Annotated in this window: 23 protein-coding genes; 11 read left to right on the top strand and 12 right to left on the bottom strand. The window is 70.7% G+C overall.

All coding sequences use genetic code 11. The features are described from left to right. Nucleotides 1–51: 51 nt before the first annotated feature. Nucleotides 52–2,913, bottom strand: a complete 2,862-nt coding sequence (locus tag OG496_RS53265) for an AAA family ATPase (protein WP_405976205.1) — start codon at nucleotides 2,911–2,913, stop codon at nucleotides 52–54. Between the two features lie 217 nt (nucleotides 2,914–3,130). On the opposite strand from OG496_RS53265, the gene OG496_RS53260 reads away from it, so the two are divergent. Next, nucleotides 3,131–5,995 carry an AAA family ATPase gene (locus OG496_RS53260; protein ID WP_405976204.1) on the top strand — a complete coding sequence of 955 codons (2,865 nt, stop codon included), beginning with the start codon at nucleotides 3,131–3,133 and terminating at the stop codon, nucleotides 5,993–5,995. Between the two features lie 36 nt (nucleotides 5,996–6,031). Here the strand turns inward: OG496_RS53260 and OG496_RS53255 are convergent, their stop codons facing one another. Beyond that, a complete protein-coding gene (locus OG496_RS53255) occupies nucleotides 6,032–6,970 on the bottom strand; it encodes a hypothetical protein (RefSeq protein WP_405976203.1) in 939 nt (312 codons plus the stop codon). 380 nt (nucleotides 6,971–7,350) lie between these two features. Here OG496_RS53255 and OG496_RS53250 point away from each other — a divergent pair, with 380 nt between their 5' ends. Then, nucleotides 7,351–7,944 (top strand): response regulator transcription factor, encoded by a 594-nt coding sequence (locus OG496_RS53250; protein ID WP_405976202.1) that lies wholly within the window; start codon nucleotides 7,351–7,353, stop codon nucleotides 7,942–7,944. Nucleotides 7,945–8,415: 471 nt separating this feature from the next. Here OG496_RS53250 and OG496_RS53245 read toward each other — a convergent pair whose 3' ends face one another. Then, nucleotides 8,416–8,781 (bottom strand): hypothetical protein, encoded by a 366-nt coding sequence (locus OG496_RS53245; RefSeq protein WP_405976201.1) that lies wholly within the window; start codon nucleotides 8,779–8,781, stop codon nucleotides 8,416–8,418. A gap of 161 nt (nucleotides 8,782–8,942) precedes the next feature. On the opposite strand from OG496_RS53245, the gene OG496_RS53240 reads away from it, so the two are divergent. After that, nucleotides 8,943–9,293, top strand: coding sequence for a hypothetical protein (locus OG496_RS53240; RefSeq protein WP_405976200.1), 351 nt, complete (start codon nucleotides 8,943–8,945; stop codon nucleotides 9,291–9,293). A 102-nt stretch (nucleotides 9,294–9,395) separates the two neighbouring features. On the opposite strand, the gene OG496_RS53235 is transcribed toward OG496_RS53240, so the two are convergent. Then, complete coding sequence (locus tag OG496_RS53235) at nucleotides 9,396–11,051, bottom strand: IS1182 family transposase (RefSeq protein ID WP_405976199.1); 1,656 nt, start codon at nucleotides 11,049–11,051, stop codon at nucleotides 9,396–9,398. Nucleotides 11,052–11,167: 116 nt separating this feature from the next. Here OG496_RS53235 and OG496_RS53230 point away from each other — a divergent pair, with 116 nt between their 5' ends. From OG496_RS53230 to OG496_RS53220, 3 genes are all read left to right on the top strand, one after another. Further along, entirely contained in the window at nucleotides 11,168–11,929 is a 762-nt protein-coding gene (locus tag OG496_RS53230) for a hypothetical protein (protein WP_405976198.1), read from the top strand. An 86-nt stretch (nucleotides 11,930–12,015) separates the two neighbouring features. Next, entirely contained in the window at nucleotides 12,016–12,384 is a 369-nt protein-coding gene (locus OG496_RS53225) for a roadblock/LC7 domain-containing protein (RefSeq protein WP_366495791.1), read from the top strand. Nucleotides 12,385–12,463: 79 nt separating this feature from the next. Then, the gene (locus OG496_RS53220) at nucleotides 12,464–13,087 is read left to right on the top strand and encodes a dihydrofolate reductase family protein (protein WP_405976197.1); all 624 of its coding nucleotides are present in this window, start codon (nucleotides 12,464–12,466) and stop codon (nucleotides 13,085–13,087) included. Between the two features lie 18 nt (nucleotides 13,088–13,105). On the opposite strand, the gene OG496_RS53215 is transcribed toward OG496_RS53220, so the two are convergent. Genes OG496_RS53215 through OG496_RS53205 form a run of 3 tightly spaced genes read right to left on the bottom strand, consistent with a single transcriptional unit; the run spans nucleotide 13,106 to nucleotide 16,010 of the window. Next, a complete protein-coding gene (locus OG496_RS53215) occupies nucleotides 13,106–13,954 on the bottom strand; it encodes an MOSC domain-containing protein (RefSeq protein WP_405976196.1) in 849 nt (282 codons plus the stop codon). A gap of 28 nt (nucleotides 13,955–13,982) precedes the next feature. Further along, nucleotides 13,983–14,672 carry a M24 family metallopeptidase gene (locus OG496_RS53210; RefSeq protein ID WP_405976195.1) on the bottom strand — a complete coding sequence of 230 codons (690 nt, stop codon included), beginning with the start codon at nucleotides 14,670–14,672 and terminating at the stop codon, nucleotides 13,983–13,985. Between the two features lie 9 nt (nucleotides 14,673–14,681). Beyond that, nucleotides 14,682–16,010, bottom strand: a complete 1,329-nt coding sequence (locus OG496_RS53205; protein ID WP_405976194.1) for a methyltransferase domain-containing protein — start codon at nucleotides 16,008–16,010, stop codon at nucleotides 14,682–14,684. A 328-nt stretch (nucleotides 16,011–16,338) separates the two neighbouring features. Here OG496_RS53205 and OG496_RS53200 point away from each other — a divergent pair, with 328 nt between their 5' ends. The 4 genes from OG496_RS53200 to OG496_RS53185 all read left to right on the top strand — a co-directional run bounded on the left by OG496_RS53200 (nucleotide 16,339) and on the right by OG496_RS53185 (nucleotide 19,241). Continuing rightward, nucleotides 16,339–16,758: a TOBE domain-containing protein gene (locus OG496_RS53200; RefSeq protein ID WP_366495796.1), complete on the top strand. Its 420-nt coding sequence runs from the start codon at nucleotides 16,339–16,341 to the stop codon at nucleotides 16,756–16,758. Between the two features lie 147 nt (nucleotides 16,759–16,905). Next, a complete protein-coding gene (locus tag OG496_RS53195; protein ID WP_366495797.1) occupies nucleotides 16,906–17,550 on the top strand; it encodes a molybdopterin-dependent oxidoreductase in 645 nt (214 codons plus the stop codon). Nucleotides 17,551–17,600: 50 nt separating this feature from the next. After that, nucleotides 17,601–18,605, top strand: coding sequence for an alpha/beta fold hydrolase (locus tag OG496_RS53190; protein ID WP_405976193.1), 1,005 nt, complete (start codon nucleotides 17,601–17,603; stop codon nucleotides 18,603–18,605). A gap of 84 nt (nucleotides 18,606–18,689) precedes the next feature. Beyond that, nucleotides 18,690–19,241: a YciI family protein gene (locus tag OG496_RS53185; RefSeq protein ID WP_399391221.1), complete on the top strand. Its 552-nt coding sequence runs from the start codon at nucleotides 18,690–18,692 to the stop codon at nucleotides 19,239–19,241. Between the two features lie 4 nt (nucleotides 19,242–19,245). On the opposite strand, the gene OG496_RS53180 is transcribed toward OG496_RS53185, so the two are convergent. The 5 genes from OG496_RS53180 to OG496_RS53160 form a co-directional block, all read right to left on the bottom strand. Continuing rightward, nucleotides 19,246–20,253 carry a toluene hydroxylase gene (locus tag OG496_RS53180; protein WP_405976192.1) on the bottom strand — a complete coding sequence of 336 codons (1,008 nt, stop codon included), beginning with the start codon at nucleotides 20,251–20,253 and terminating at the stop codon, nucleotides 19,246–19,248. A gap of 80 nt (nucleotides 20,254–20,333) precedes the next feature. Further along, the gene (locus tag OG496_RS53175) at nucleotides 20,334–20,648 is read right to left on the bottom strand and encodes an MmoB/DmpM family protein (RefSeq protein ID WP_405976191.1); all 315 of its coding nucleotides are present in this window, start codon (nucleotides 20,646–20,648) and stop codon (nucleotides 20,334–20,336) included. Continuing rightward, on the bottom strand, nucleotides 20,645–20,995 hold the full coding sequence (locus OG496_RS53170) for a Rieske 2Fe-2S domain-containing protein (RefSeq protein WP_405976190.1): 351 nt from the start codon (nucleotides 20,993–20,995) through the stop codon (nucleotides 20,645–20,647). The genes OG496_RS53175 and OG496_RS53170 overlap by 4 nt, the downstream gene beginning before the upstream one ends. Continuing rightward, complete coding sequence (locus tag OG496_RS53165; protein WP_366495802.1) at nucleotides 20,988–21,242, bottom strand: toluene-4-monooxygenase system B family protein; 255 nt, start codon at nucleotides 21,240–21,242, stop codon at nucleotides 20,988–20,990. Before OG496_RS53165 ends, OG496_RS53170 begins: the two co-directional genes overlap by 8 nt. Nucleotides 21,243–21,256: 14 nt before the next feature. Next, nucleotides 21,257–22,741 carry a toluene monooxygenase gene (locus tag OG496_RS53160; protein WP_405976189.1) on the bottom strand — a complete coding sequence of 495 codons (1,485 nt, stop codon included), beginning with the start codon at nucleotides 22,739–22,741 and terminating at the stop codon, nucleotides 21,257–21,259. A 208-nt stretch (nucleotides 22,742–22,949) separates the two neighbouring features. Here OG496_RS53160 and OG496_RS53155 point away from each other — a divergent pair, with 208 nt between their 5' ends. Further along, a complete protein-coding gene (locus OG496_RS53155; RefSeq protein WP_405976188.1) occupies nucleotides 22,950–24,917 on the top strand; it encodes a Xaa-Pro dipeptidyl-peptidase in 1,968 nt (655 codons plus the stop codon). Nucleotides 24,918–25,031 lie beyond the last annotated feature (114 nt).

Raw genomic sequence — 25,031 nt, 5'->3', positions numbered from 1 at the left:
AGGGCGGCCGGGCCGGCATCGACGAATGCCCGCGCCACAACACCGTGTCGATCACCCAGCCGGAGTGACGGCGAGGTAGCCGGTGAGTACAGCGGTGACCACTTCGGTGCGGGACCGCAGCCCGGTGCGGGTGAACAGCCGGGACAGCCGGTTGGCGACCGCGTCCTCGCTGACCCGTAGCACCGTGGCGATCTGACGGTTCGTCAGACCCTCGGCGATCAGGGTTGCCAGCAGCTGCTCGCTCTCGACGGTGGCCTGCTTGCGGCCGGGGACGGTGATCCCGGCCGCACGCATGGCGGTCAGGGTGTGGAAGCGGTCCAGTGCGGCACCGCACCGGCCGAACAGCTCGTACGCCTCGCGCAGCAGTGCGGGTGAGCCCGCGCCCGCGTCGGCGGCAGCGACGAGGGTGATCGCCGTCTCGTACGGCTGGCCGCGGGTGCGTGCCAGTTCCACGGCCTCCCGGAGCTGCCCCTCGACGGTCGCGGAACCGTTCTGCCGTAGGACATGGGCCGATGCGAGCAGGTGTCTCAGCCGGGCTCTTCCGGTGCCCATCCGGTCGGAGACGTGTTCCAGGCGGTCCAGGCACGTCGTCGCCTCCGCCGTGCGACCCGCTTGTGCCAGCAACTCCGCGAGCGGGGCCCAGAGTTCGTCGGTGCCGGCGATCAGCCCGTGCACCCGCGCCGCGGCCAAGCCGCGCCGCAGCGACTCCTCGGCGCCGGCCGCGTCGCCGAGGGTCCGCAGCACCGCTGCCTGGCCCGCGTCCAGGGAGTGCTCCGGCGGGCCCTCCCCCGGCGCGCGCACGCTGTCGATCACGCGGCGGGCGCTCGTGACGCGGCCCCGGGCGAGGAGGATCGCGGCGGTCCGCGCGGGAATCAGGTACTTGTCGATCGCGGACGTGTGGAACTGGTTGTTCGCCAGCATCCAGCGGCTCGGCTCCAGCGCCGCGTCCCACTCGCCCCCGAGATGGCGCCGGAGGAACAGACTGGACCGGGGCAGCACCTCGGGGGTCAGGCCCTGCGCGGCCAGAAGCGCTTCCCCGGCGTGCAGGTCACCGCCGTTGAGGAGTTCGTCGAACTTGGCGACGGTGAGGGTGTACGCGTGGTCGGGACCGATGTGCGGCGCTTCCGGGACGGTCAGTGACCGTCTGAAGCGTTCCGGTCGGCCCAGGGCGAGTTCCGCCGCGTCGCGGAAGCACGCGGGATTGGCGCGGGCGCGGACCTCGGTGGTCCAGACGGGTTCCGTCCGGGTCAGGAGGTCCAGCGCTTCACGCCATCGCGCCAGGAGGCACAGGGCCAGCGCGCGGCCGGTCGTGGCGGCCAGGACGGGGAGCGCCAGCTCGTCCCACCACTGCTCGGTGGCCAGTCGGGAGAGTGCCCGCCAGTCCAGGTCGTCGGCCGTCGCCGCCGTCAACAGGGTGGCGGTCTCCTGCAGTTCGAGTCGGCCGACGATGTCCGGGCGGTTGCGCAGGATCGACTCGGCGATAGTCCGCGCGGTCCAGAAGTCGCCCGCGAAGTAGGCGGCGACGGCGTACCGCTGGAGGGCCGGGACCCGGTCTGCGGGACGCTCGACCAGGTGGCCGGCCGCCTGGCACCACCGGAGCATTCCCCGGCCCTCGGAGTCGGGATGCAGGCGTTCCGCGGCGGCCGTCAACTCGCGGACCGCGCGGCCCCGTTCGACGAGGGTCCCCGCTTCCGCGATCCGGTCCGCCAGGTAGGCCACCGCGTCCGCCGCGTCGAGCCCGACCGTCGTCGGCGGTGTCGCCCCGGACGTGATGCCCGCCGCGTCCGCGTCCGCGTCCGCCCACAGTGTCTCCACCGCCGTGGCGGACAGCCGACTGCGCTCCAGCGGCCCGAGCCGCTCCCGCAGCGCATGCGCCACCAGCGGAACCACGAACGTCCACCCTTGTGCGGCGCCGCCCTCCGGACCGGGCAGGTCCTCGACCATCTCCGCGTCGACCAACTCACCTACGGCGTCCCGGACTTGGTCGGTGGACAGCCCGGCCGACCCCGCGATCAGCGCCACGGCCCGTACGCCGAGCGGCCACAGGACGCTGAGCGCTCCGGCCACCGTGTGGCACGGCTCGCCCAGCACGTCCAGCGCCCGCAGGAACCGGTCACTGTGCGGCAGTACGGGCATCGGCGTGCGCACCCCGACGAAGGCGTGGCCGTCCGCCACCCTGATCGCCCCCTGCCGGGCCCACTCGGTGAGCAGAGTGTCGACCGCCCCGGGCAGCCCGCGCGTGAGGTTCCGTACCCACCGGGCCAGACCGGTGTCGGGAACCGCTCCCACCCGGCTCGTCACCACGGCGGTGGTCTCGTCCGGGGTGAGCCGGGACAGCATGACCGCGCGAGCTCCCCGAACACCCGCCAGTTGCACCACGGTCCCGTCCCCGCGCCCCACCGCAGAGGCCAGCAGCCGGACACCGGACGACACCCCCGCGAAGTCGGTCCCGCCGAGCAGGGCCAGCGAGTCGGCGTCGGCGTGCTGGAGGTCGTCCAGCACCACGACCACCGAAGCGGGCCGCGCCAGAGCGGCGCGCAGCAGTGCTGCCATCGCCGTCCCGTCACGCCGCCCGGCCGCCCGCAGCGCCTCCGCGGGCCTGCGCTCCTCCACCGCCATGACGAGCCGCAGCGCCAGCAGGAACGGCCGTGCGCCATCACCGGGAACGCAGCTCACGGCGCGCACCAACACCCCCTGCGCGCAAAGCCGTTCGGCGACCGCGTGCACGAACACGGTGCGCCCGACACCTCGTTCACCCCTGACCAGCACCAGGCGCGGCCCGCCCGGGTCCGTCAACAGTCCATGGACCATGTCCAACTCCCGCTCGCGGCCCATCAGACCGTCGGTCGCGGGGCTCCCACCCGCGGCCGTACCGCCACGTACGGGCCACGGGCTCTCGGACGGAACGGTCATGGTCCACCGCTCTCTCTTCGACGACATGGCCCGGGCGGGCACGGACAGGCCCGGACGTCTCCGGTCGGCCATACGTTCGGAAACCTGCCCCGCATCCACATTATGATCACATTCACACGGCCGTCTCCGTCGGACGGCCGGCTCCGCACACCGCCGCCAACTCGCCTGCCACCGCTGGCCGTTCACGCGCGGAGCACCGAACCCGGAAGGGGTGGACGTGCGGGAAGGAGACCCTGTCATCGGCAGGGACGCCGAACTCCGGGATGTGACGCGAACCCTGCTGTCCACCGGCGCTTCCGCCCGTACTCTCCTGCTCGTCGGGGGCCCGGGCACAGGCAAGACCGCCCTGCTGGAACAAGCCCGACGAGCGGCGGCCGGGGAAGGCGCCCATGTCCTACGGCTGCGCTGTCACGACGCCGGGAGCCCACCCGGTGCGGCCGCCCTGGCCGACGGCGTGCACTCGGTGCTCGCCAAGTTCCACGACCGTCGCAGCCCGGTCCGCGTCGGCGCCGTCCGTCGGATCCGGCTGCAATCCACCGGCCAGGACGGCGAGTTGGCGCTGTTGTCCGTACTGGGCGAGATCCTCGCGGACGCCGCGGCCCACATCCCCTTCGCGGTGGTGGTCGACGACGTCGAACGAATGCCGCGCCCGACGGCGTCCGCCCTCGGCCTGCTGCTGCGCGTCTTCCGCCCGGCCGGGGTACCGATGGTGATGGCCGGCCGGCCGGTCCGCCCCGGAGCCGACGGTGCCTCGCCGCTGGCAGCGGCGGCCGACCGGCTGCTCGAACTACCACCGCTGCGGCCCGCCGACCTGGAGGCACTCGTCGTACGGAGGCTCGGTCGCCCGGTCGAGCCGGCACTCGTGACGGCGGTGCTGGCCGCGCTGGGCCCGATGGCGGGCACCCCCGCGGCCGTACTGTCGATCCTGGACGCGATGGACGAGCACGGCGACCTCCTGGAGCTCGACGGGCAGGTGTGCCTGACCGAGCCGGAGCGCGCACTGCGTTTCACCACCGACACAACGGAATTGAGCCGACTCTGCTGGCCCGAATCCCCGCCGGACGCCGACAGTCTGGACGACGCGGCGGCCGTGGCACGCAGCGTCGGACATGCCGAAGTGCGACTGGACGATCTGCTCCGGCTGAAGCCGGGGGGTCCGCGCCGGGCCGGTCTGGTCGACCGGGCGGTCACCCCGCTGGTCAGGGACGGGATTCTGACCGTGGACAGGGACGGCCGGATGGCGTTCGCCGTCCCGGCGCTCGCGGCGACGCTGCGCGTACTGCCCACCCACCACGACGTGTCGTCGCTGCACGCCCTGATCACCAGGTCGTTGACCGACCGGCTCGGCGCGGAGACGGCGGGCAGTTGCTATCCGCGGCTGGCCGAACACGTGGCCGCCGCCGGGGGCGAGCTGGACGATGCCCTCGCGGTGGATGTGCTGCTCGCGGCGGCCCGTGCTGACGCCAGGTCGGACTGGCCCCGATCCGTCCGCGCCTACGCGTCGGCGCTGCGGCGCCTGAAGCCGCACGACCACCGGACGGCCGGCGTCCTGCGCGAGTCCGCCGAACTGAGCCTGCGCCACGCCGACCACACCGGTGCGCTGGCGCTGGGCGAACCGCTGCTCGCCCACCTCACCACGACACAGGCCGAGGAGCGGAACCGGGGCTCGCTGGACTTCGTGGCCGAGGTGTGGGCTCTGGCGGCGCTGCACGAACACCGGTTGCCGGAGGACATCCCTGACGTCGATGCCCAGGGTCCGATGCCCGCCGTGGCCCAACTCGTGGAGCTGGTCGGTCCGTTCGGGCTCGGACCGGTGCCGCCCCGGTCGGGAACCGAGACCCCCCGGCCGTCGACCACCGGACAGCGGACGGGATCCGGGCCACTGCCGTCCGTACCGGAACTACAGCTGCTGGCCGCCGCGGCGGGGAGCCACTCCGAGCTGTCGGCCGCTCTGCGCACCCTGCGGGCCGATGCGGACAGCACACCGGACCTGGACCGGCTGCGGACCGCCGCCGTCCACGCCGACCTGACCGGCGCCCTGTCCGCCGTGCTGGGTGACCGGTACACGGGGTCGGGAAACAGCACCGCCGCCTGGTATCACGCCATGGTCCGCGACTACCTCGAAGGCGACTGGGACCAGGCCCTGGTGTCCGCCCGTCGGATCGAGGCACGCAGCCGGACCCGGGGTACGACGGCGGGCGCCGCACAGCCCGCCCGGGCGCTCGCGGCCGAGATCCATTGCACACGTGGGGAGTTGAGGCTCGCCCAGAACTGGCTCGCGCTGATTCCGGCGGCCGTGTCGCACCCGTTGGTCGTCTGGGCCAGGCTGGGCGTGCGGTACTGGTCGGGCCAGCGGGAGGAGGCGCTGGCGGGCGCCCTGGGAGACGTACGACGGGCTCGCGAACGGGGTCTGCACTCGGGCACGGAGAAGGTGCTGTTGCGGTACGTCTCCTTCGCCCTGGTGGCAGGCCTGCCACAGGTCATGCCGGAGGCGCTGGCCGAACTGGAGGCGCTGCACGAGGTGGTGGGCTCTCCCATGACGCGCGAGGCGGTGCTCTTCGGCCGCGGCCTGGTGCACGGCGACACGGACAGCGCCCTGGCCGCGCTCCGGTCGGTACGCCTGCGGGGCGACGCCTATCTGGGCCTGCTCTGCTGCCTGTCCCTGATGGAGATCGGCGACGAGTCCGCACCGTGGCAGGCCGAGGCTTCGAAGACGGCGCAGTCACTGGGGATCGGGCGGGCCACCCGTACGACGCTCGGTCACATGACGCGGCGGCGGACCTTCGGGCTGCCCAGGACGCGCCCGGCCGGGGACGAGTTCGGCGAGGAGGACGTCCGGCTGACCACGATGGTCAGCGAGGGGGCGACCAACCGGCAGATCGCGGCGCGGCTCGCGTGGAGCGAGAAGACCGTGGAGCGGCGGCTCAGCCGCCTCTTCCGGCGCACCGGGTGCCGCTCCCGGGTGGAACTGGCCGCGGCCTGGCTGGACGGCAGCCTCGCCCGCCGCGTTCTGGTGCCGGACGGCGCGCCGCCCAGAGCCGGCGGTCCCGTGCCGGGCCCGGGCGGAGCGAGACGGCCGTAGCTGCGGACCACCGGCCCAAGAACCTTGCCCGTCAGGTCAGTTGAGGCGGGCGGTGTGCGTGTCGACGGGGACGCCGAGCCGACCGGTGAGCAGGGCGCCGTCGGGCTTCACCTGAAGGTTCCACTCCAGGGCGGGAATGTAGCCGAGCACCAGCAGCGCGTCGGTCCCGCGCAACGGGGTGTCGCCCCAGCGTTCGTTGCGGTACTGGGCCGCGGTGACCACGAAGAGCCGGCGGGCGTGGGTCCGGGAGTTCGCCGCGCCCCGGTCCCTGCCCATGTGCAGGGTCTGCAGGGATGACGGTCCCCCGCGCTGTCCGGGCAGCTTGTTCTCCCCGACGGCCAGTGCCTCGCCCCGGCTGGCCGCGGTGTGCAGGCGAGCCGATCGCGCTCCCAGCCCGTCGGTCACCGAGGGAGTGGCCGCCGAGCCCACCAGGACGACCGTGGCGAGGGTCCCGACCGGCCCCGAGACCACTTCGGAGATGAGGGCCTGCGCCAGGAGCAGGACATCGTTGTCGTCTCCGGTCAGGGCGATCGGCCCGCTCAGCCGTGCGAGGTCGACCAGCATCCTCTCGCCTCTGTGGAGGCCGAGAGTGACCGTCAGGGAGTACGGATGCGTGGGCCCGTCACCTGCGCTGCCCCCTCGGCGCAGCCTCGCCGTGTCCACGGACCACTCCTTCCCGGAGACGTCCGCGGTCCAGGGCGCGGGTGCGTCGTCGTCCGCCTCGGCGAGCCGCAACGTCAGCCGCTGCCCCGAGTGGACGACGACGTGGATGTCCGGCAGCGGGCGCCCGCTCTGCGGACGCCCCGCGGCCACGGCCCGCAGGCCCAGCGCGACTGTTTCGAGTGCCCTGCGGCTGGCGCCCGACAGTGCCGAACGACCTTGCGCGGAGGTGGAGTTGCGCCTCCGCCGGATCAGCGCGACCCCGAGCAGCAGTAACAGGCCGAGCCCCACGCACAGGGCAATGGACGCGATCATGCGGCCACCTTTGTCGCTAGAAGTTGTCAGAGACAGTCACCGGCCGTGGGGACGCGGGCCGACGGCCTGGAACGGCGACGGCGAAGCGAACCGGTGGACGAAGGGCGTCAGAACGCGCTTCCTACGGCATCGTCGCGCGCCCGCCGTTTCCGGCGAAAGGCGAAACCGCCAACCTTGCCGTTCCGTACAGGGAGTTGACGGGATCTTCCGCCCCGGACCGTGGTGACATGCGGACCGGGATCAGGACACCTCGGCGACTCGCGCCAGGTTTCCCTCCGCTCGCGCGCGACGGGCCGGTGGCGCGCATGCGTGATCTCCGCCGGTGACACCATCGTCCTCCCGAACCAAATGGACCACCTCAGTCGCGAGTTGGGGGGCACATGCCTCAGCGAGTACTCGGCGAGAGCCTGCGGGTGGCGATCCACGCCCCCGCTCCCCTGATCCGTGCCGGACTGGCCGGCTTCGTCGCCATGGAGCCGCGGCTGCGCGAGGTGCCGCGGGACAGGATCCGGGAGGCCGACGCGATCGTGGTCGCCGTGGACGTGGCGGACGCCTCCGTCCTGGACCTGCTCCCCAGCCTGAGCGACAACCCGCGTGCCCGCTTCCTGGTGGTCGTGAGCGAGCGCTGGCAGGCCGACGTGTCGGCGGCCCGGCGCCGGGGTGTCCGAGCCGTGGTGTGGTGGGACTTCTGCAGCCCGGACGTCTTCGTCCGCACGGTGCGCGCCGTGGCGGGCGAGGACGGGACCAAGCCCTCCGCACCTCGACAACAGACCGTCGGCCGAGCGCCACTGAGTTCGCGCGAGGTGGCCGTACTGCGCCTGATCGCCGAGGGCAGGCAATGCGAGGAGATCGCGACGGAACTCGCCTATTCCGAGCGTACGGTGAGATACATCCTCTACGGCGCGATGAAGCGCCTGCGGGCACGCAACCGCGCCCATGCCGTCTCGTACGCCATACGGGCCGGACTGATCTGAGCCCCCGTAACATCGGCCTCCTGCACCGGAGTTGACGGAGGAGACACCGATGAACCTGGGCAGCCACCTCACCCAGCGTCTGCTGCGCCTTCCCCCGCCCCTCACCCGCGATCTGGTCGTCGACCATGATCTGCGGGCGCTTTCCCCCGCTACAACCGCAATCCGGGCACCGGTGAACCCAGGGCGACGGCCACGACGCTCCGCGCCGGGAACCAGGAGGTGTTCCATGACCCGGAACACCCGTCGGCGGTACTCCTGCCGGTCCGCCCGGCGATACGGAAAAACGGCTCGGCCGAGCGAAAGCTCGATAAAGGACTAGACATTAGTGGACTAGACAATTAAGCCGCTTCAACCCCCGGGTGATGCCCCGGAATACGGCGTCTCCAGGACCCGGCCCGCTCTCGGCGCATATTGCCCCACCGAGACCGGGCCGACATGAAGAATACTCAATCGTCATATGCCCAGGGGTGTTTATACCTCCAGGCTGGACTCAAGGCGCTTGAGGTTATGCCTCGCCAGCGCCAGATTGCTGCGCTCCCGGTCCAGCGCCAGATACAGGAAGAGCGAGCCGCGGGTGCTCGCCAGCGGCCTGATCAGGTGGTACTGCTGACTGAGGGTGATCAGGATGTCCTCGATGCGGTCGTCCACGTTGATGGCCTTCAGCGTGCGCTGCTTGGCCCGTACGACCTCGGTGTTGCCCGCCCCCGCGATCTCCAGGTCCAGATGCGGCCCGCCGCCCAGCGACCCCAGCGTCATGCCGCTCTCGTAGTCGACCAGGGACACCCCCAGGGCCCCGTCGATAGTCATCGCTTCCTTGAGTGTCGCCTCAATGTTCACGTGGTGCCTCGTTCCCCTCACCCCGGCGAGATTCGGCATCTCGCCACGAAAACGGTCTCAATGCGAACCGTTCGGGTAACAGACAACACCATCTTTGGTCAGAGTTGCGATAGTTGGCAAATAAAGTAGTCTGCTCGCCGAAGTGACTGAAGGGGGGACCTTTGTCATCGCTCGACGCCGCGCTGGGCCGCGCCCTGAGCACGCCCGGCATCAGCGGAGCCGCGGTACTCGATGCCGTCACCGGCCTCTCCTATGCGGAGTCGGGGGATATGAGTGCCAGTCAGGACTCGTGCGAAATAGCGGAATTGGCCCGCACGCACCTCGTTCGGGCAGGCGCGACAGGGGAGTTGGAGAGCGTCGTCGTGACGACCTCCACCCGGCATCTCGTGACGATCCAACTCCCGCGGCAGGGCGACCCCTTGCTGCTGTGCGCGACCGTCGACCGCGACCGCACGAACCTCAGCTCGGCGCTGCGCGAACTGAGGCTGCACGCCGACGAGTTGCTGGCATGACGGAAGGCACCGAGGAACCGCTCGCCGACTCCCGCAACGTTCCCGCCCTGTTGGCGGCACTCCGGACCCAACGGCGTGACTCTGTTGGCGATCTTGCCGGGGTCAGCTGGGGGCGGTGCAGAGGGCGTGGAAGTGGCTGGGTGCCCGCCGGGGACGGGTCGGTTCGGCGATCCAGTCGGCGATGCGGGTGACGTTGCAGGCCAGTGCGGTCAGGACGTGCCCGATGTGCGTTTTCGGCAGGCCTCGGTAGCGGGTTCTGCGCAGGCCGTGGGCGCGGACGTTCTGGGAGAGGGTGGCTTCGATGCCGGCGCGGATCGCGTACCGGCGCTGCCAGTCCTCGGTGTGCTGGTCGAGACGGTTGTGCTGCTGGATCTCGTGCAGTTCGCGGGTGGGCAGCAGCGCGAGTGAGCGCGGACCACTGACCGCGTCGGTGCACTGGGGGCGCACGGGGCAGGCCAGGCAGGTGGCCTTGTCGAACTTGGCCTGGATGTAGTCGTGTCCGCTGATGTGCAGGGGTCGCCACTCGCGGCTGAGGTTGCCTTGGGGGCAGGTGGCCCGGCGGTACTCCCAGTCGATCGTGAAGGCGGCTTTGTCGAACCCGGCTCCGCTTCTGGCCTGGTGGCTGTGGTCGGGTGTGACCGGGCCGAGCAGGGTGATGCCGTGTACCCGCCGGGCGCGTTCGATCTGCGCGGGGCTGACGTAGGCGGTGTCGACCGCGTGCTCGGCGGGAGTGAGGTCGATCGCCGCGAGGTCGTCGTGGATCTGGGCGGTGAGCTTGCCGTCCTGGACCGGGGCGATCGTGGTGGCCACGTGCACGACCACCTCCGGCAGGTCTGACGTGCACGTTTCGGTGAAATGGGTGCGGTAGCCGGACCAGACGGTGTCCCGTTTGACGCAGTAGTGCGCATCGGTGTCGTACGGGGAGTCGAACCGCAGCGACGCGGGTGGCAGCGCGTGGCCGTCGCGCCAGCGCAGCAGCCCGCGGGCGTCCCAGTAATAGTGGTGCACCCAGACCCGGCGCAGGATCTCCACCTGCGTCAGTGTCCGGAGCTTGGGCGGGGCGTCGGCCGCCCAGGCGGCGGCCAGGATCTTCTGCCCGTCCCGGCCGGTGGCCTCTGCCAGGGCGGTGACCCCGGCCTTCCCGCCGGGCACTTTGCCGATCTCCACCTTGCGCCCGTAGCGCTTGTCCCACTCCGGCTCGACCAGCGGCAGCAGCCAGTCCGGGTCCGCCTGGGCGAGCTGTTCCAGCGCAGCCCGCAGGCTCTCGCCGACCAGCTCCAGCCGGCTGAGAGTGCGCACCGCCGCGAGCACGTGGGTCGCGTCGGTGCGCTGCCGTCCGCGGGATTTGAGCAGTCCGGCCTCGGTCAGCCGGTGCAGCATCACCTGCAGCAGCCGGTCCGCGGCGTCGGCCTCGGCCAGCCGGGCCCGGAACTCGCACAGTACCGAATGATCGAAGCCGGGATCATCCAGCTCCAGGCCCAACGCGTACTTCCAGTCGATCCTGGTGCGGACCGCGTTCGCGGCCGCACGGTCGGACAGGTTCTCCGCGAACTGCAGCACCGACACCAGCGCCAACTGCCCCGGCGACAAGCCCGGCCGCCCGTCCTTGGGGAACAGGTCCGCGAACTCCTCGTCCTTGAACACCACATCCAGCCGGTCCCGCATCAGCATCGCCGGCGTGCCTTTCGGGCACGCCGCCCACGCTGTCAACACCGTTCGCGTCGGGATCCGTTGGTAACTCCTGGCCCGCAAGGACATCCCCGGCCCTCTCCCCGGAACCACCCCGCCTCACTCCAGGAAACTGCCGAACAGACGACCTGTCAGCACCCCCGGCAAGATCGCCAACAGAGTCACGGCGTTCCTGCACGGTGGTCGTGACCGGCACCCCGGGCGGCTCGATCCATGTGCGCGACGGCCTTGTGGTGGCCATGGAGACCCCCGGCGCACCGGGCATCGAGGGGCTGCTGCTCAGGTCGGGCCGGATCGGTGAGCAGGCGTGGTCGGCGGTCCGCGCCTCCGACACCACCCACGAACACCTCGCCGCCGAACTCGTGGACCGGGGGCTGGTCGGCGCCGCCGAGTTGGAGGTCATCAGCCTCGGCGCGCTCTTCGACGCCGCCTTCGCACTCTCCCTCGCCGTACCCGACAGCTGGGAAGTGACCGAGCCCGTACCGACGTTGTACCGCAATGCCGGTGTCACCCCCGAGCGACTCCTCGGCGAGGTGTCCCGGCGCGTCAACCTGCTTGCCGGGGAGCCCGGTTCGGTCGCCGCTCTCGCCCGCACCCGTATGCAGCCGGCGTCCACCGCACACCTCCCCGAACCCGCCGACAGGCTCCCGGCCCGGCACCGGGCCGTCCTGGCCGCCGCGGACGGACGCAGGACGGCGAGGGACATCGCCTTCGCCCTCGGCCGGGGTCTCTTCGCCGTCATGATCGACCTACGACACCTGCTGGACCGCGGTCTCGTCCGCCCGCACATATCCTCGCCGAACGGCCGGCCGAGCACGGCGGCGCGCGTCGCACCCTCCACGGTGCCCCCCTCCCCCCTGGCGCCACCCTCCGCGCTCGACTCCGCATCGCTCCCGCGTCGCCTTCCCAGCCGGAACTCCGCGCCGGCCAGCCGGCCCCACGACTGAACCGCCCCTCCCGCAGCCATGTCCCCACCGGGCTCCCCTCCTGCCTCGTTCTCCCACCGCCTGCACGCAAACAGGAAGAAGACGCCATGAGCGACCCCGTGACCGACCTCCTCATCGCCCTGCGGGACAACGTGATGGGAGTCACCGAGACCACGCTGGCCACCAGCGACGGGCTCGTCGTGGCGAGCGACACGACCAAGACCCACCCCGAGTCCATGGCAGCGGTGGCGGCGGCGACCCTGGCCCTGGGCCACCGCCTCGCCGACCAGGGCGGCACCGGCCACCTCCGCGAGATCAGCGCGCGTTGCAGCACGGGCCACGTGATCGTGACGGCCGTAGGAGAACGGGCGCTGCTCGCCGTGGTCGCGGACGACGGTCTGGACCAGGCGGCGTTCCGCCGCGAGATCCCGGCCGTCACTGCGAAACTGCGCCGGCATCTGGACGAGGACGTGTAGCCGGCCACGTCGAATGCGCCGGTTCCCGATCGACGTGAGGGTGGAAGCACCAGCACCTCCACGACTCAGGAGCACCATCGTGACCGTGACCGCGGATCTCGCCATCTCCCTCGACGGCTACATCGCCGGTACCGGCGTGACCATCGACAACCCGGGCGGCGACGGCGCCGAGCCGCTCTTCGAGTGGATCCACGATCTGGCGAGCTGGCGGGAGCGCCAGGGCATGACCGGTGGGGAGGAGAACCGTGACTCCGAGTTGATGCGGGAGTGGTTCGACGCGACCGGAGCGGTGGTGATGGGCCGGATGATGTACGACACCGGGGAGGAGTTCTGGGGCGACAACCCGCCTTTCCGGACCCCGGTCTTCGTCCTCACCCACCGCCCCCGACCGACCCTCGTCAAGGAGGGCGGCACCACCTTCACGTTCGTCACCGACGGCATCCACAGCGCGCTCGACCGGGCGAAGGCCGTCGCCGGTGACCGGAACGTCGACGTCGCGGGCGGTGCGAACACGGTCCGGCAGTACCTCGGGGAGGGCCTCATCGACGAACTCCAGCTCCATGTCGTGCCCGCCCTCCTCGGCGCGGGCCTGCGGCTCTTCGAGAGCCCGGGCGCGGGACCGCAGCGCGTCGAGCCGGTCAGGGTGGTCGAGACTCCCCTCGCCACGCACTTGAAGTACCGCTTCGACAGGGCCGGAGACTGACCCGTCGTGGGGAGGGTGTCACCCAACCGTCTCCTCCAACGCGATCGGGTCACCCACCCGCACCGTCCCCGCCTCCAGTACGTCCAGGTACACACCGAGGCACGACAGCCGGCCGAGGTCGAACACCGGGATGCGGTGCTCCCGGGCGACCGCGCGCATGAGGCCCGGGTCCGGCGGGAGTTCGTCGTGGCCGAGGGTGGGGATCACGCAGCGAGGTGTCGGGACCAGTACGCGGAACAGCGCCTCCCCCACCCGCAGTCGCGACCCGACCCAGTCGTCCTCCGGAAAGCCGGGCCCGCCAAGGGAGTTGACGACCAGGTTCGGCCGGAAGCGGCGCGCGTCGAAGTCCCCGGCGGGATACACGCTCCGCATCCGGTCCAGGGCGGCCGTGGTGACGAGGTGGACCCGGCCGAAGTCGAAGAACGTCCCCGGCGCGACACCGCCCGTCGTGATGCGCTCCCCCGTCGCGTCGACGGTCGCCGACTCCCGTACGACATCCGGGACTCCGCCCTCGTACTCGGGCACGGCGCGCTCCAGCCGGCCGTGCTCCGGAACGACGCCGGAGACGGACACCTGCCGGCCCAGCAGCTTGGACAACTCCGCGTCCAGGCCGGGGTCTTGGACCGGTAGTGCGGTGCCATCGGGCAGGACGACGCGGACCACACCGGAGTCGTCGAGTCGGCTCCGGCAGCGCAGCAACTCGCCCCACTTCCGCGGGTGTTTGGCACTGCCCACCGCGCCCGTCCCGTCGAGGACGGCATAGACCCGGTCCCCGGACAGCCCGTTCTCCGTCACCGCGACAGCGATCACGGCCTCACCCAACATCGACTTCACCGGATACCGGTACAGCGCCGCCACAGTCCCCATGGATCAACTATTGCCGACCCAACTACCGTCAGAGGGTGAGGAGTTCCTCGTAGAAACCGCCGAATCCCCGCTCGCGGTCGATGAGATGGATCTCCAGGATCCAGTGGCAGGCACGGCCGGCCTTGTCGGTGCGCCGCATGGGGGTGTCGTTCTCGGGGGTGACGTACGACTCGACGTGCGCGCCCTCGATCGTCTCGTGCGGGAACTCGCCGACCAGGTGCCCGGCATGCCAACCGCCCAGCTCCCAGCCCGCCTTGTCCGCAAGGCGGGCGACCTCGGTGTGCAGGTCCGCGCCGGTGATGTCCGGGGTGTTCTCGAAGAAGCGCCGGCCGGCCGCGAACACCTTGGGGAGGTCGTCGCGCAGCCGGTGCTTGACCGGGTCGTCGCCCAGCACGAAGGTCCGCCCGAAGTCGGCCTCGTACTCCTCGAAGATCGGCCCGAAGTCGGCGAACACGATGTCGTCCGCACCGATCACCCGGTCCGGCGGGTTCTCCTTGTACGGCGCGAGCGTGTTCGGCCCCGAGCGCACGATCCGCTTGTGCCAGTGCCGGGTCGTGCCGAACAACTCGTTCGCGAGGTCACGAACCCGGTCGCTGACGGCCCGCTCCCCCTCGCCGGGCGCCACGAGCCCGCGCTCCTCGACCTCCGAGAAGAGCAGCGCGGCCTTGGCCTGGGCATCGAGCAGGCCCGCGGCCCGCGTGGGTTCGTCATCAGCCATGGGGCGAACCTAGCCAGCTAGATCGTTCTCGGCAACGTGATTCCCTACGGCGGGCTCGCCGCACCCGACGCCGCGTGACGCGCGCGCCAGGAAATGGTGCGGGGCGTCCTCGTAGCGGGACAGGTCCCATCCGGCCGTTCGCAGGGCGGGGCGGAGGTTCTCCTCGGCGAGAGGGTCGTCCGGGTCGAGGGGTCGGCCGTGACGGGCGGCACGTTCGGCGCGGCCGGAGGGATGGAACAGGAGCAGGGTGCCGCCCGGAGCGGTGACTCGGGCCCATTCACGCAGGGCCGTCGCCGGGTCGGGAACGTGGTTGACCAGGCCCGCGCTGAAGACCGCGTCCACCGCCGCGGTCGGAAAGGGCAACCGGCAGGCGTCGGCCAGGAGCAGGCACCCGTCCTTGTCGCGGCCTTCCCGGAGCGCGGCGGTGAGCATGGCGGGTGTGAGGTCGATGCCTACGACAAAGCCCGCGTCGCCGACCTGTGCGCGCAGGGCGGGCAGCGCACGGCCGGTGCCGCAGCCCAGGTCCAGGACACGCTGGCCGACCCGCAATCCCATCCGCTCGACAGCCGCCGCGTACCGGGGACCGTCGTCCGCGAACCGTTCCTCCCAGGTGGCCGCCCGCCGGGTGAAGAACGCGCGCGTCGCCGTCCGCTCGGCACGCGCCGCGACGAACGCGGCGAAGCGCTGGAACACGCCGTCGCGGTGACGGGCCAGCACGGCGAGTTCGGCGGGCGCGTCCTCCACGACTCCGGGAGCGGTGGCCGCTTCCTCCGGGAACGCGTCGGCGAAGGCGCCGACCGCCGCCTCGTCCACCTCCAGGTGGAACTGCATGCCCCACGCCGATCCGCCGATCCGGAACGCCTGCACCGGGTACCGGTCGCAGGAGGCCAGCAGTGTCGCCCCGGCCGGCAGGTCCATCGTGTCGCCGTGCCAGTGCAGCACCCGCAGCCGCTCGGGAACGGCGGTGAACAGGGCGTCGGCGCGCGCCGCATCCGTCATCCGTACGTCGGCCCACCCGACCTGCGTGCCATTACCTGGCCGGGCGACTCCGCCCGCCGCGACGGCCAGCAACTGCGCGCCGAGACACACCCCGAGCACGGGGACCTCGGCCTCCAACGCGGCCCGCAGCAGGGCCAGTTCGGCGCCACGGCTGGGGAAGTCCTCGTAGGCGGCCATCGCCCCGCCCATCACCACCAGGCCCACCAGGTCGCCGGCCGTGTCCGGCACCGGGTCGCCCGCCCAGGTCCGGCAGACCCGCGTCGGCAGCCCGGCCGCCTCGATCGCGGCGCCGATGGCGTAGGAGCCTTCCTGCGGTGCGTGCTCCACGATCTGGATCACAGGCCACCACCTCCCGCTCGACCGTACCCGGACGACGCCCGGATCGAAACGCGGATGCCAGGGCACTGGCCCAGGTCACCTCGTATCTGCCAGCCGATTTTCCTCATCACCCCGGCAGGCACGAACGCCACCGACAGAGCGGCGGAATCCCCATGCTCGCCGTCGCTCTTCGCGGGTTCCTCGGATTTGCCAGGGCAGAGCAAACTCCCAGGTGGCGGATGCGACGGGGTCTGTGACGGGCGCGGCGGGAGCGGCTAGCTTGTGGACGCACAGTCGGTAATAAATCCGGCAATCCAGACCTTTCCTCTTCTCTGTGAGGCGTTCCGTCATGAGCTTGAGCATCCGCAACCAGATTCCCGGCACCGTCACGGCTGTCACGCCCGGCGCGGTGATGGCGACCGTGAAGGTGCGCCTCGACGGCGGCCAGGACCTCACCGCGGCGATCACGTTGGAGGCCGTGAAGGAGCTGGGGCTCGCCGAGGGCACGGCCGTGCGCGCCATGATGAAGTCCACCGAGGTCGCGCTCGCCACGAGCCGGGTGGAGGGGGTGTCCATCCGCAACCAGCTGCCCGGCACGGTCAGCGATGTCGCCACCGGCGGGGCGATGGCCGTCGTCAAGGTCACGGTCGACGGGGGCGAGCTGACCGCGGCGATCACGAAGGACGCGGTCGGCGACCTGGGTCTGCGGACCGGTTCGCCGGTCGTCGCGCTGATCAAGTCGACCGAGGTGTCCCTGGCGACCGTCTGACGCGGGGCCGCCGTGGCCGGCATTCCAGGGACGGGCGACGCGTGGGCGCGCACCGGGACCCGGCGTCGGCCCCGTCGCGCGTGAGCGCCTACGCTGCTCGGGGAAGGCAGCCGTAACCAGGAGACCAGCGGAGAAGGGGCGTCACCCGTGGCAAGCGACCGACAAGCTACGGCCGAGGCCGCCGACGCGTCCCGCCCCGTTCCGCCCGGCCAGCGTCATGTGCACGGCTGGCCGGTCTCGCACTACGGGCCCGTCCCCCGTTTCCGTCCCGAGCGCTGGAACCTGCGCGTCCACGGCGCCACGGCCGACGGTGCCGAGCGCCTCTGGACGTTCGACGAGCTGGCACCGCTGCCGCATGTCACGGTCGTCGCCGATCTGCACTGCGCGTCCGGCCCGACCTCCACCGACCACGAGTGGTACGGCATCCCCGCAGGCACTGTCCTGGACCTGGTCCCGCCCGCGCCGGAGGTCACGCACGTCATGGCCTGGGCGGAGTACGGCTATTCCACGAACCTCCGTCTCGCCGACTTCACGGCCGCGCAGACCCTGCTGGCCACCCACCACAACGGCGAGCCCCTCACCGCCGAACACGGCTTCCCGCTGCGGCTGGTGGTGCCGCATCTGTACGGCTACAAGAGCCCCAAGTGGCTGCGCGCCATCGAATACCTCACCGAGGACCGGCGCGGGTTCTGGGAGGAGCGCGGCTACCACAACATCGCCGACCCATGGAAAGAGCAGCGCTACTCCTACCAGGAGCAGGGCGACGACGAGGCACAGCCTCCCGGCCGTTAGGCCGAAACCCGCCACGCGGCTCGACGGGCACGACACGTAGCCTCGTCCGCATGGTTACGCATCGTTTTGTCGACGTGAACGGCATCCGGCTACACATCGCCGAGCAGGGCGAAGGCCCCCTGGTGATACTCCTGCACGGCTTCCCGGAGTCATGGCACTCCTGGCACCACCAGATCGGCGCACTGGCCGACGCGGGGTTCCATGTGGTCGCCCCCGACCAGCGGGGATACGGCAGCAGCGATCATCCGGACGAGGTCGACGCGTACACCATCTTCCACCTGGTCGGCGATGTCGTCGGTCTGATCCAGGAGTTGGGCGAGGAGAAGGCGTACGTCGTCGGGCACGACTGGGGTGCGCCGGTCGCGTGGCACACCGCGCTGCTGCGGCCGGACCTGGTGCTCGGGGTGGCCGGGCTGAGCGTGCCGCCGCCGTACCGGGGGACGCAGCGTCCGCTGGCCATGATGCAGGAGATCTTCCAGGGCCGTTTCTACTGGAACTACTTCAACCAACCGGGCGTCGCCGACGCCGAGTTCGCGAGGGACACCCGCACCACGCTGCGCAAGTTCCTCTATTCCGCCTCCGGTTCGGCCTCGCCCTCCGGCGAGATCATGCAGCCGCTGGTCGATCCCGAGAAGGGCTGGCTCGTGGCCATGGAGGATCCCGAGGTGCTGCCGGAGTGGCTCACCGAGGAGGATCTCGACACGCTCACCGAGAGTTTCTCCAAGGGCTTCACCGGCGCCCTGAACTGGTACCGCAACCTCGACCGCAACTGGGACCTGACCGCGCCCTGGAACAACGCCGTCGTCACCCGGCCCGCCCTGTACATCTTCGGCGACCGGGACCTCGTGCCCGCCTTCCCCGGTGCGCGCGACGTCATCGACCAGCTGCCGAACTTCATGCCCAGCCTGGTACGCGCCCCCATCGAGCTGCCCGGCTGCGGACACTGGACCCAGCAGGAACGCCCCGCCGAGGTGAACGCGGCGCTCATCGACTTCCTCACGACCTGCGAGAACGCCGCCAACGATGGCCCGGGAACGGAAGCAGACGCGTCGTGACCGTCTGATCCGCATGACCTGGTCGCGAGGTCGGGCGGGGAAACCCGCTCGACCCGGTCACCTCCACGAGGAGATCCTTCGGGCATGGAGTTCCTCTGCTACCACCGCGACCGGCCCGGATCCCTCACCCTGCGCGACGAACTGGTGGAACGGCACTGGTCCTACATGGACCAGTACGCCAAGGAGATGATCGCCCGGGGTCCGACGCTCGCCGACGACGGTGACACCCCCACCGGCAGCGTGCACATCCTCGACCTGCCCGATCCGGCCGCCGCCCGCGCGTTCGCCTTCGACGAGCCCAACTACCAGGCCGGCGTCTACCGGGACGTACTGCTGCGCCGATGGCGCAACACCCTGGGACGCACCATGTGGGACTTCCCCGGCGGCCGGACCGGCGGCAACCGGTACCTGGTGTTCGGCTTCGGCACCGGGCAGACCGCGGACCTGGCGGTGCCGCCCGGCCGGGACGAACTCATCGCGTACGGGCCCCTGTTGTCCGACGACGGCGACACCTGGCTGGGCACAGCGGCGTTGCTCCGGGCACCGGACCCGGAGACGGCACGCGCCGTGCTGACCCGGGACCGGTACGCCGACATCGAGGTGCACGACTGGCAGTTCGGCGGGCGTCCGTCCTGAGCGCCTACGGCGTCCGAGGGCGGGTAAGCCCACCGGTCGCCAGCAGTTCCTCCCACGCCTCCAGCGCCGTGGCCTCGATGTCCGGAGCGCCCAGGAGTCGGGCACCCGCGGCAGCCATGGCCGTGCCGTGCGCGGCCCAGATGTCGAGGTGGCCCTGAAGGACCGCCCGGTTTCCCGGGTCCGCGTCGGTCAGGAATGTCAGCAGGGCCCGGGTCCAGCGGGCCGAGCGGTGGGCGTCGCGCCCCAGGTCGTCGGTGATGAGGGAGTCGAGGGGGACGCCGACGGTGTCGAGGCGGCGGGCCAGGCCGTGCAGGAGTACGGCGTCGGCGACCGGTTTGACCACGAGCTGGAAGGCGACCAGGGCCACGTCCCAGTCGTAGGCGACCAGTGCTTCCTCGACGGCCCGGCGGAACGGCTGCCAGTCCGGTTGGTGTTCCCAGGTCGTGCGTTCGGCGAGGCCGAAGGCGCGGTCGGGGTGGGTGCGGGCGAGCTGGGTGGTGCGGTAGGCGAGGAGCTGGACGCGGCGGAGCTGGTCGGCGGTCTGGAAGGCGGCGCAGGTGGCGATGTAGCTGCCGGGGGCGAGCTGTTGGAGGTAGGCGGAGAGCATCTGCTGGCCGTGGACGAGGTAGCGGGCCGGGGTCACGGCCAGTGCCAGCAGGTCGAGTTGACGGGCCGTCAGGCGTTCGTCGTGCTGTTCCTCGTCGAAGCGTTCGAGCAGTCCCTCCACGTACGTCTCGCGGTCGTCCTGCATGGCGACGTAGCTGCCGTACGTCACCCGGTCGGGATCGCGGAAGGCGTCCCAGTCGGGCACGGTCAGGGCCATGCCGTCGCGGTGGTCGCGCAGCCAGCGGTTGCCGTGCGCCTCGGGCGGGAGTTCCAGCGGGGTGGCGCCCATGGTGTGGTTCATGCCGTGGGTGAGGACCTCGTACTCACCGGGCCGGCGGCCCAGGTCGCCGAAGGCGCTCCAGGTGCGCAGGCGGGTCGCGCGCTTCCGGTCGCGCTGCTGTGCCATGGCTTCTCCTGACCTTGTCCCTGACTGCCTTGTCCCTGACTGCCCTGTGACTGACTGCCTTGTGACTGACTGCTGCCTTGTCACTCGCTGTGGAACCACATGTATTCCTGCGACCGGGAGCGCATCCGTCCCTTGAAGGAGGGCATCTCGATCTCCAGGGCGGAGAGTTGGAAGGTCCCGCCGAGGTGTTCCTCCAGGCTGCGCCGGGTCAGCCGGCACTCGTGCGGGGTGTGGACGCGTACGTAGTCGTCGCGGTCCACGACGTACACGTCCCGGTCGGGGTTGTCGTCGGCCACCGCTTCGATGACGGCGTCCGCCAGCGGTCCGGAGCGCAGCACCGGGCCGACGAGGACGGGGTCGAGCGGGGCGTCGCTGTCGAGTTCGTAGACGGTCATGGGGTGGGTGCCGGCCTTTCGTCGGACGGGCGGCGGCTGACGTACACCTGGCCGTCGGCGATGCGGGTGGCGTGGCGTACGAGGCAGGAGCCGCGCGGGTTGATGCCCCGGCCGGTGCGCACGTCGAACTCCCACAGGTGGAAGGCGCAGGTCAGGACGGTGCCGTCGAGATCGCCCTCGGCGAGGGACTGCCGTTGGTGCGGGCAGGTGCCCTGGTAGGCGAGGTAGTGGCCCTCGACGCGGATGAGCAGGATCTCCGTGCCGTTGACCTCGAAGGGCTCCATCTCGCCGTCCCACAGGGCGTCCTGAGGAGCCACCGGCACATAGTCGGGCGCCTCCTCAGTCACGGAACCGCACGTCCAGCCATTGCAGGGGCAGCAGGGACAGTTCGCCGAGTGTCACCGACGGGTCGATCTTCCGGTCGTCGAGATACACGTCGTACGACGGGACGCCGGGTGGAGCCGCCACCCGTCGCCCGACGCTGTGCACGGCCACCTTCGCCGCGACGGTGTCCATGGTGTCGTCGGTGTCGACGGCCACCAGGTGCGGGATGAAGTCGCCGACCAGTCTGCCGACGATGGGGAACAGTGCCATGTGGGTGAATCCCCTTATGCCTTGGGGTCGTTGGCGTACTCGCGCGCCCAGCTGTAGCCGTCCGTGTCGTCGCCCATGACGTCCGGGGTGAGGCCCATCCACGCCAGCGCGCCCGGCAGGTCCATGGGCTGGATGTCGCCGCCGATGAACCGGTCGACGACCGTGCGGTGGCCCGCGTACCGCTCGGGTTCCTGCTCGAAGCACCACTTGGAGATCTCGCTGTCGAAGTGGTGGATGCGGCCGTCGCGGACGAGGGAGACGGGGTGGAGCCGATCGCGCGACATCGCGGTGCCGAGGGGCAGTTGGGTGACGCTGCACAAGGCGGGGAGTGTCTCGGGGAGGGTGCGGTCGATGTGTCCGGCGTTGATGTTGCGGATGATCTCGTCCCACAGGACGCCCCAATTCTCCTCCCACTGGGGGTACTTGTCGTTCAGCCAGGCCCGTTCGTCCTTCGAGACACCGGCGCTGGTGTTCCAGAAGAGGGTGGGCCGGTAGAACCACAGGCCGAGTTGCATCGCGTGCTGGCCGTTGTCCAGGGAGTACAGGAAGTCGTCCCAGTACCACGGGCGCTTCAACCCGTAGTCCTCCAGCACCCGTTCGTGCTGGTCGACGATCCATTCCAGCATGAACTCCTTGTAGGACATCTTCCGTTTGTCGAGCGGCGTGTAGTAGTCCATCGCCGGTCCGGTGAGCGTCTGGAAGATCCGGGAGGCGCGCCAGAACGCCACGTCGACGATGCGCTGCGCGCGTTGTGGATCGTGGGCCATCACCACTTCCAGGGTGGGGAAGCCCTGTTGGGCGTGGCGGGCCTCGTCGGTCTGGATGGAGGAAAGCAGGTTCGACCAGTTGACGTCACCGGCGGCCATCGCGTCGGAGGCGAGAGCCACGAACTGGATGTTGCTGAAGCCGTGTTCGAGGGTCAGGTTCGAGGCGAGGCACGCCTCCACGCAGTCGGCGCCCAGCATGATGTCGTCGAAGAGGCTCTTCGCCGCGACGACCGCCCACTGGTTGGTGTGGTACGCCTTCTGCGCCCAGTCGAAGCGGGTGTCGTGCTTCAGCAGGGCGTGCGAGAAGCGCAGGCTGAGCTGGGCGTGCCGGGTCTCGTCGAGCAGCCCGAACACCCCGAGGTTGCGCCACTTCGGGGAGGGGGCGAAGCGGCAGAACCGGCTCTGCATGGTGACGGCCATGTACTCGACCATCGTGATCAGCCCCATGTGCATCTGCGAGGCGGCGACATGGGAGGGGGGTAACTGGTCGTAACTCCCCGCCCGTTGAAGGGCGTTGCTCACCGCCTTGACCCCGGACTCCTTCTCCCGCTGGACGCGCACGTAGTCCCGGTACGAGACGCGGAACGGCTCCTCCCAGGCGTCCCACGCGTCCTCCGGGATGCCTTCGGCGCCGGTCCACTCCGCGGGGAAGGCGGCGGCACGGTCCACGTACGAAAAGGTCCAGTCGAGGTCGCGCGAGGTCTCGTACCAGTCGTCCTGGGTGAGAAGCATGCGGATCACATCCTGATGGAATGGTGCGCGGGCTGCCTCGTAGCCGCATTTTCCACCGGCATACCACCCGCTGCCAGCAGAACGGGGCACATGTCCGACAATCGCCCATCACGCTGACGCTACGTCAGTACTGGTCAGCCCAGAGCGACTTGGAAACTTTCGCCGCCGTCACGACAACCTCCGGCGAGCACCGGCCCGTTACCCATACGTGCACCCCAACCTCTCCACGACCTCATCCCACGAACGCCCTCCCCGGAGGCAGTTCGCCCTGTCGGCCCTCGTCGCGACCGCGGTCGCCGCCCTGTTGGTCGGCTGCTCCTCCTCGGCGAACCCCACGGTCGCGAAGGAGGTCGGCGCGGCCTCGACGGAAACGAAGACCGGAGCGGGGGCGCCGAGTTCGGCGGGCCCTTCCGGTGAGACCAAACCGGTCTACTCGTACAAGAAGGCCGTACGGGAGACCGTCTGGGTCGACACCGGGCGCGACGACGACCGTGACGGGAAGAGCGACCGGGTGGCCGTCGACATCGTGCGCCCTGCCGAACCCGCCGCCAAGGGCCGGAAGATACCGGTCATCATGGAGGCCAGCCCGTACTACTCCTGCTGCGGCCGCGGCAACGAGAGCCAGAAGAAGACCTATGACGCCAAGGGCCGGCCGGTCGGCTTCCCGCTCTTCTACGACAACTACTTCGTCCCGCGCGGTTACGCCTTCGTCGCCGTCGACCTCCCCGGCACCGGCCGCTCCGACGGCTGCACGGACGCCGGCGGCCCCATCGACATCCAGTCCACGAAGACGGTCGTCGACTGGCTCAACGGCCGCGCCCACGCCTACACCACGCACACCGGCACCACCCCGGCCAAGGCCGGCTGGACCAACGGCAACACCGGGATGATCGGCAAGAGTTGGGACGGCAGCATCGCCAACGGGGTCGCCGCGACCGGTGTGAAGGGCCTGAAGACGATCGTCCCGATCAGCTCCATCTCCTCCTGGTACGACGCCTACTTCTCCCAGGGAGCCGGGCTGGTCGGCAACGCGCCCACCCCTGGCGCGCTGATCCGCACGGTCGAGAGCGACGCGACCGGCAAGCGCTGCGCCGCCGTGAACAAGCCGCTCGGCGACGCGGCCGTCAAGTCCGCTGACTGGTCCCCGATCTGGGCCGAACGCGACTATGTGGCGGACGCGAAGAAGGTGCGGGCGAGCGTTTTCGTCGTGCACGGTCAACAGGACCTCACCGTCCGCACCAAGAACGTCGGCCAGTGGTGGGACGCCCTCGCCGCGAACGGCGTCGAGCGCAAGATCTGGCTCTCCCAGACCGGCCACGTAGACCCCTTCGACTATCGCCGTACGCAGTGGGTGGACACCCTGCACCGCTGGTTCGACCATGAACTCCTCGGCTACGACAATGGAATTGACCGCGCGCCGATGGCCGACATCGAGCGGACCCCGGACCACTGGACGACGGACACCGTCTGGCCGCCGAAGTCCACAACTCCCGTGACCCTCAACCCCGTTCAGGGCACACAGGCGGGCGTGGGCACACTCAGCACGACACCCGGAAGCAGCGGGACCGAGACCTTCACCGACGCCCAGGACAAGTCCGAGCTCGACTGGGCCGCGCACATCGACCAGTCGACCGGCGAGAAGGCGGGCTTCGTCACCAAGCCCCTCACGAAATCACTGCGCGTCTCCGGGGCCTCGCAGGTGACCGTGACCGCCACCTCGACGACGGCGACCGCGAACCTGTCGGCGGTCCTCGTCGATCTGGGCCCGGACACGATCCGGGACTACGACAAGGCCGGTCTGGGCATCTCCACGGTCTCCGGATCATCCTGCTGGGGCGCGAACTCAGCCCAGGACAGTGGCTGTTACAAGAAGACGGCGGCCAAGACCAAGCACGTCACGAGCACCGTCTTCAGCCGGGGCTGGGCCGCGTTGGGCACCGCCGCCGACGCGCACAAGGTCCAGCCGCTCACGCCCGGCAAGCCGTACACCCTCACCCTCACGCTCGCGAGCGTCGACCACGTCGTCCCGGCCGGGCACCGGCTGGCCCTGATCGTCGCGAGCACCGACTGGGGCATCGCCGCCCGCGCGGCCGACCGCCCGACGATCAACGTCGATCTGGCGCGCACGTCCCTACGGCTGCCGGTCGTCGGTCAACTGAGCCTGCCCACCCCGTAGTTCTCGGGTGAGAGGCCTCAACCGCGGGGGCCGGTGTTCCGGGGCGGCCTGCTGGGAGGCGCCGCCTCCCAGCAGAGAGGAAACCGGTCGTGGCACCAGCACTGCTCACCGACG

Origin of the sequence: Streptomyces sp. NBC_00988 (assembly GCF_045162645.1) — a bacterium.
In the GTDB taxonomy this organism is placed as follows: Bacteria; Actinomycetota; Actinomycetes; order Streptomycetales; family Streptomycetaceae; genus Streptomyces.
Note: the sequence above shows the minus strand (reverse complement) of the source record. Positions and strands in the feature narration are given on the sequence as shown.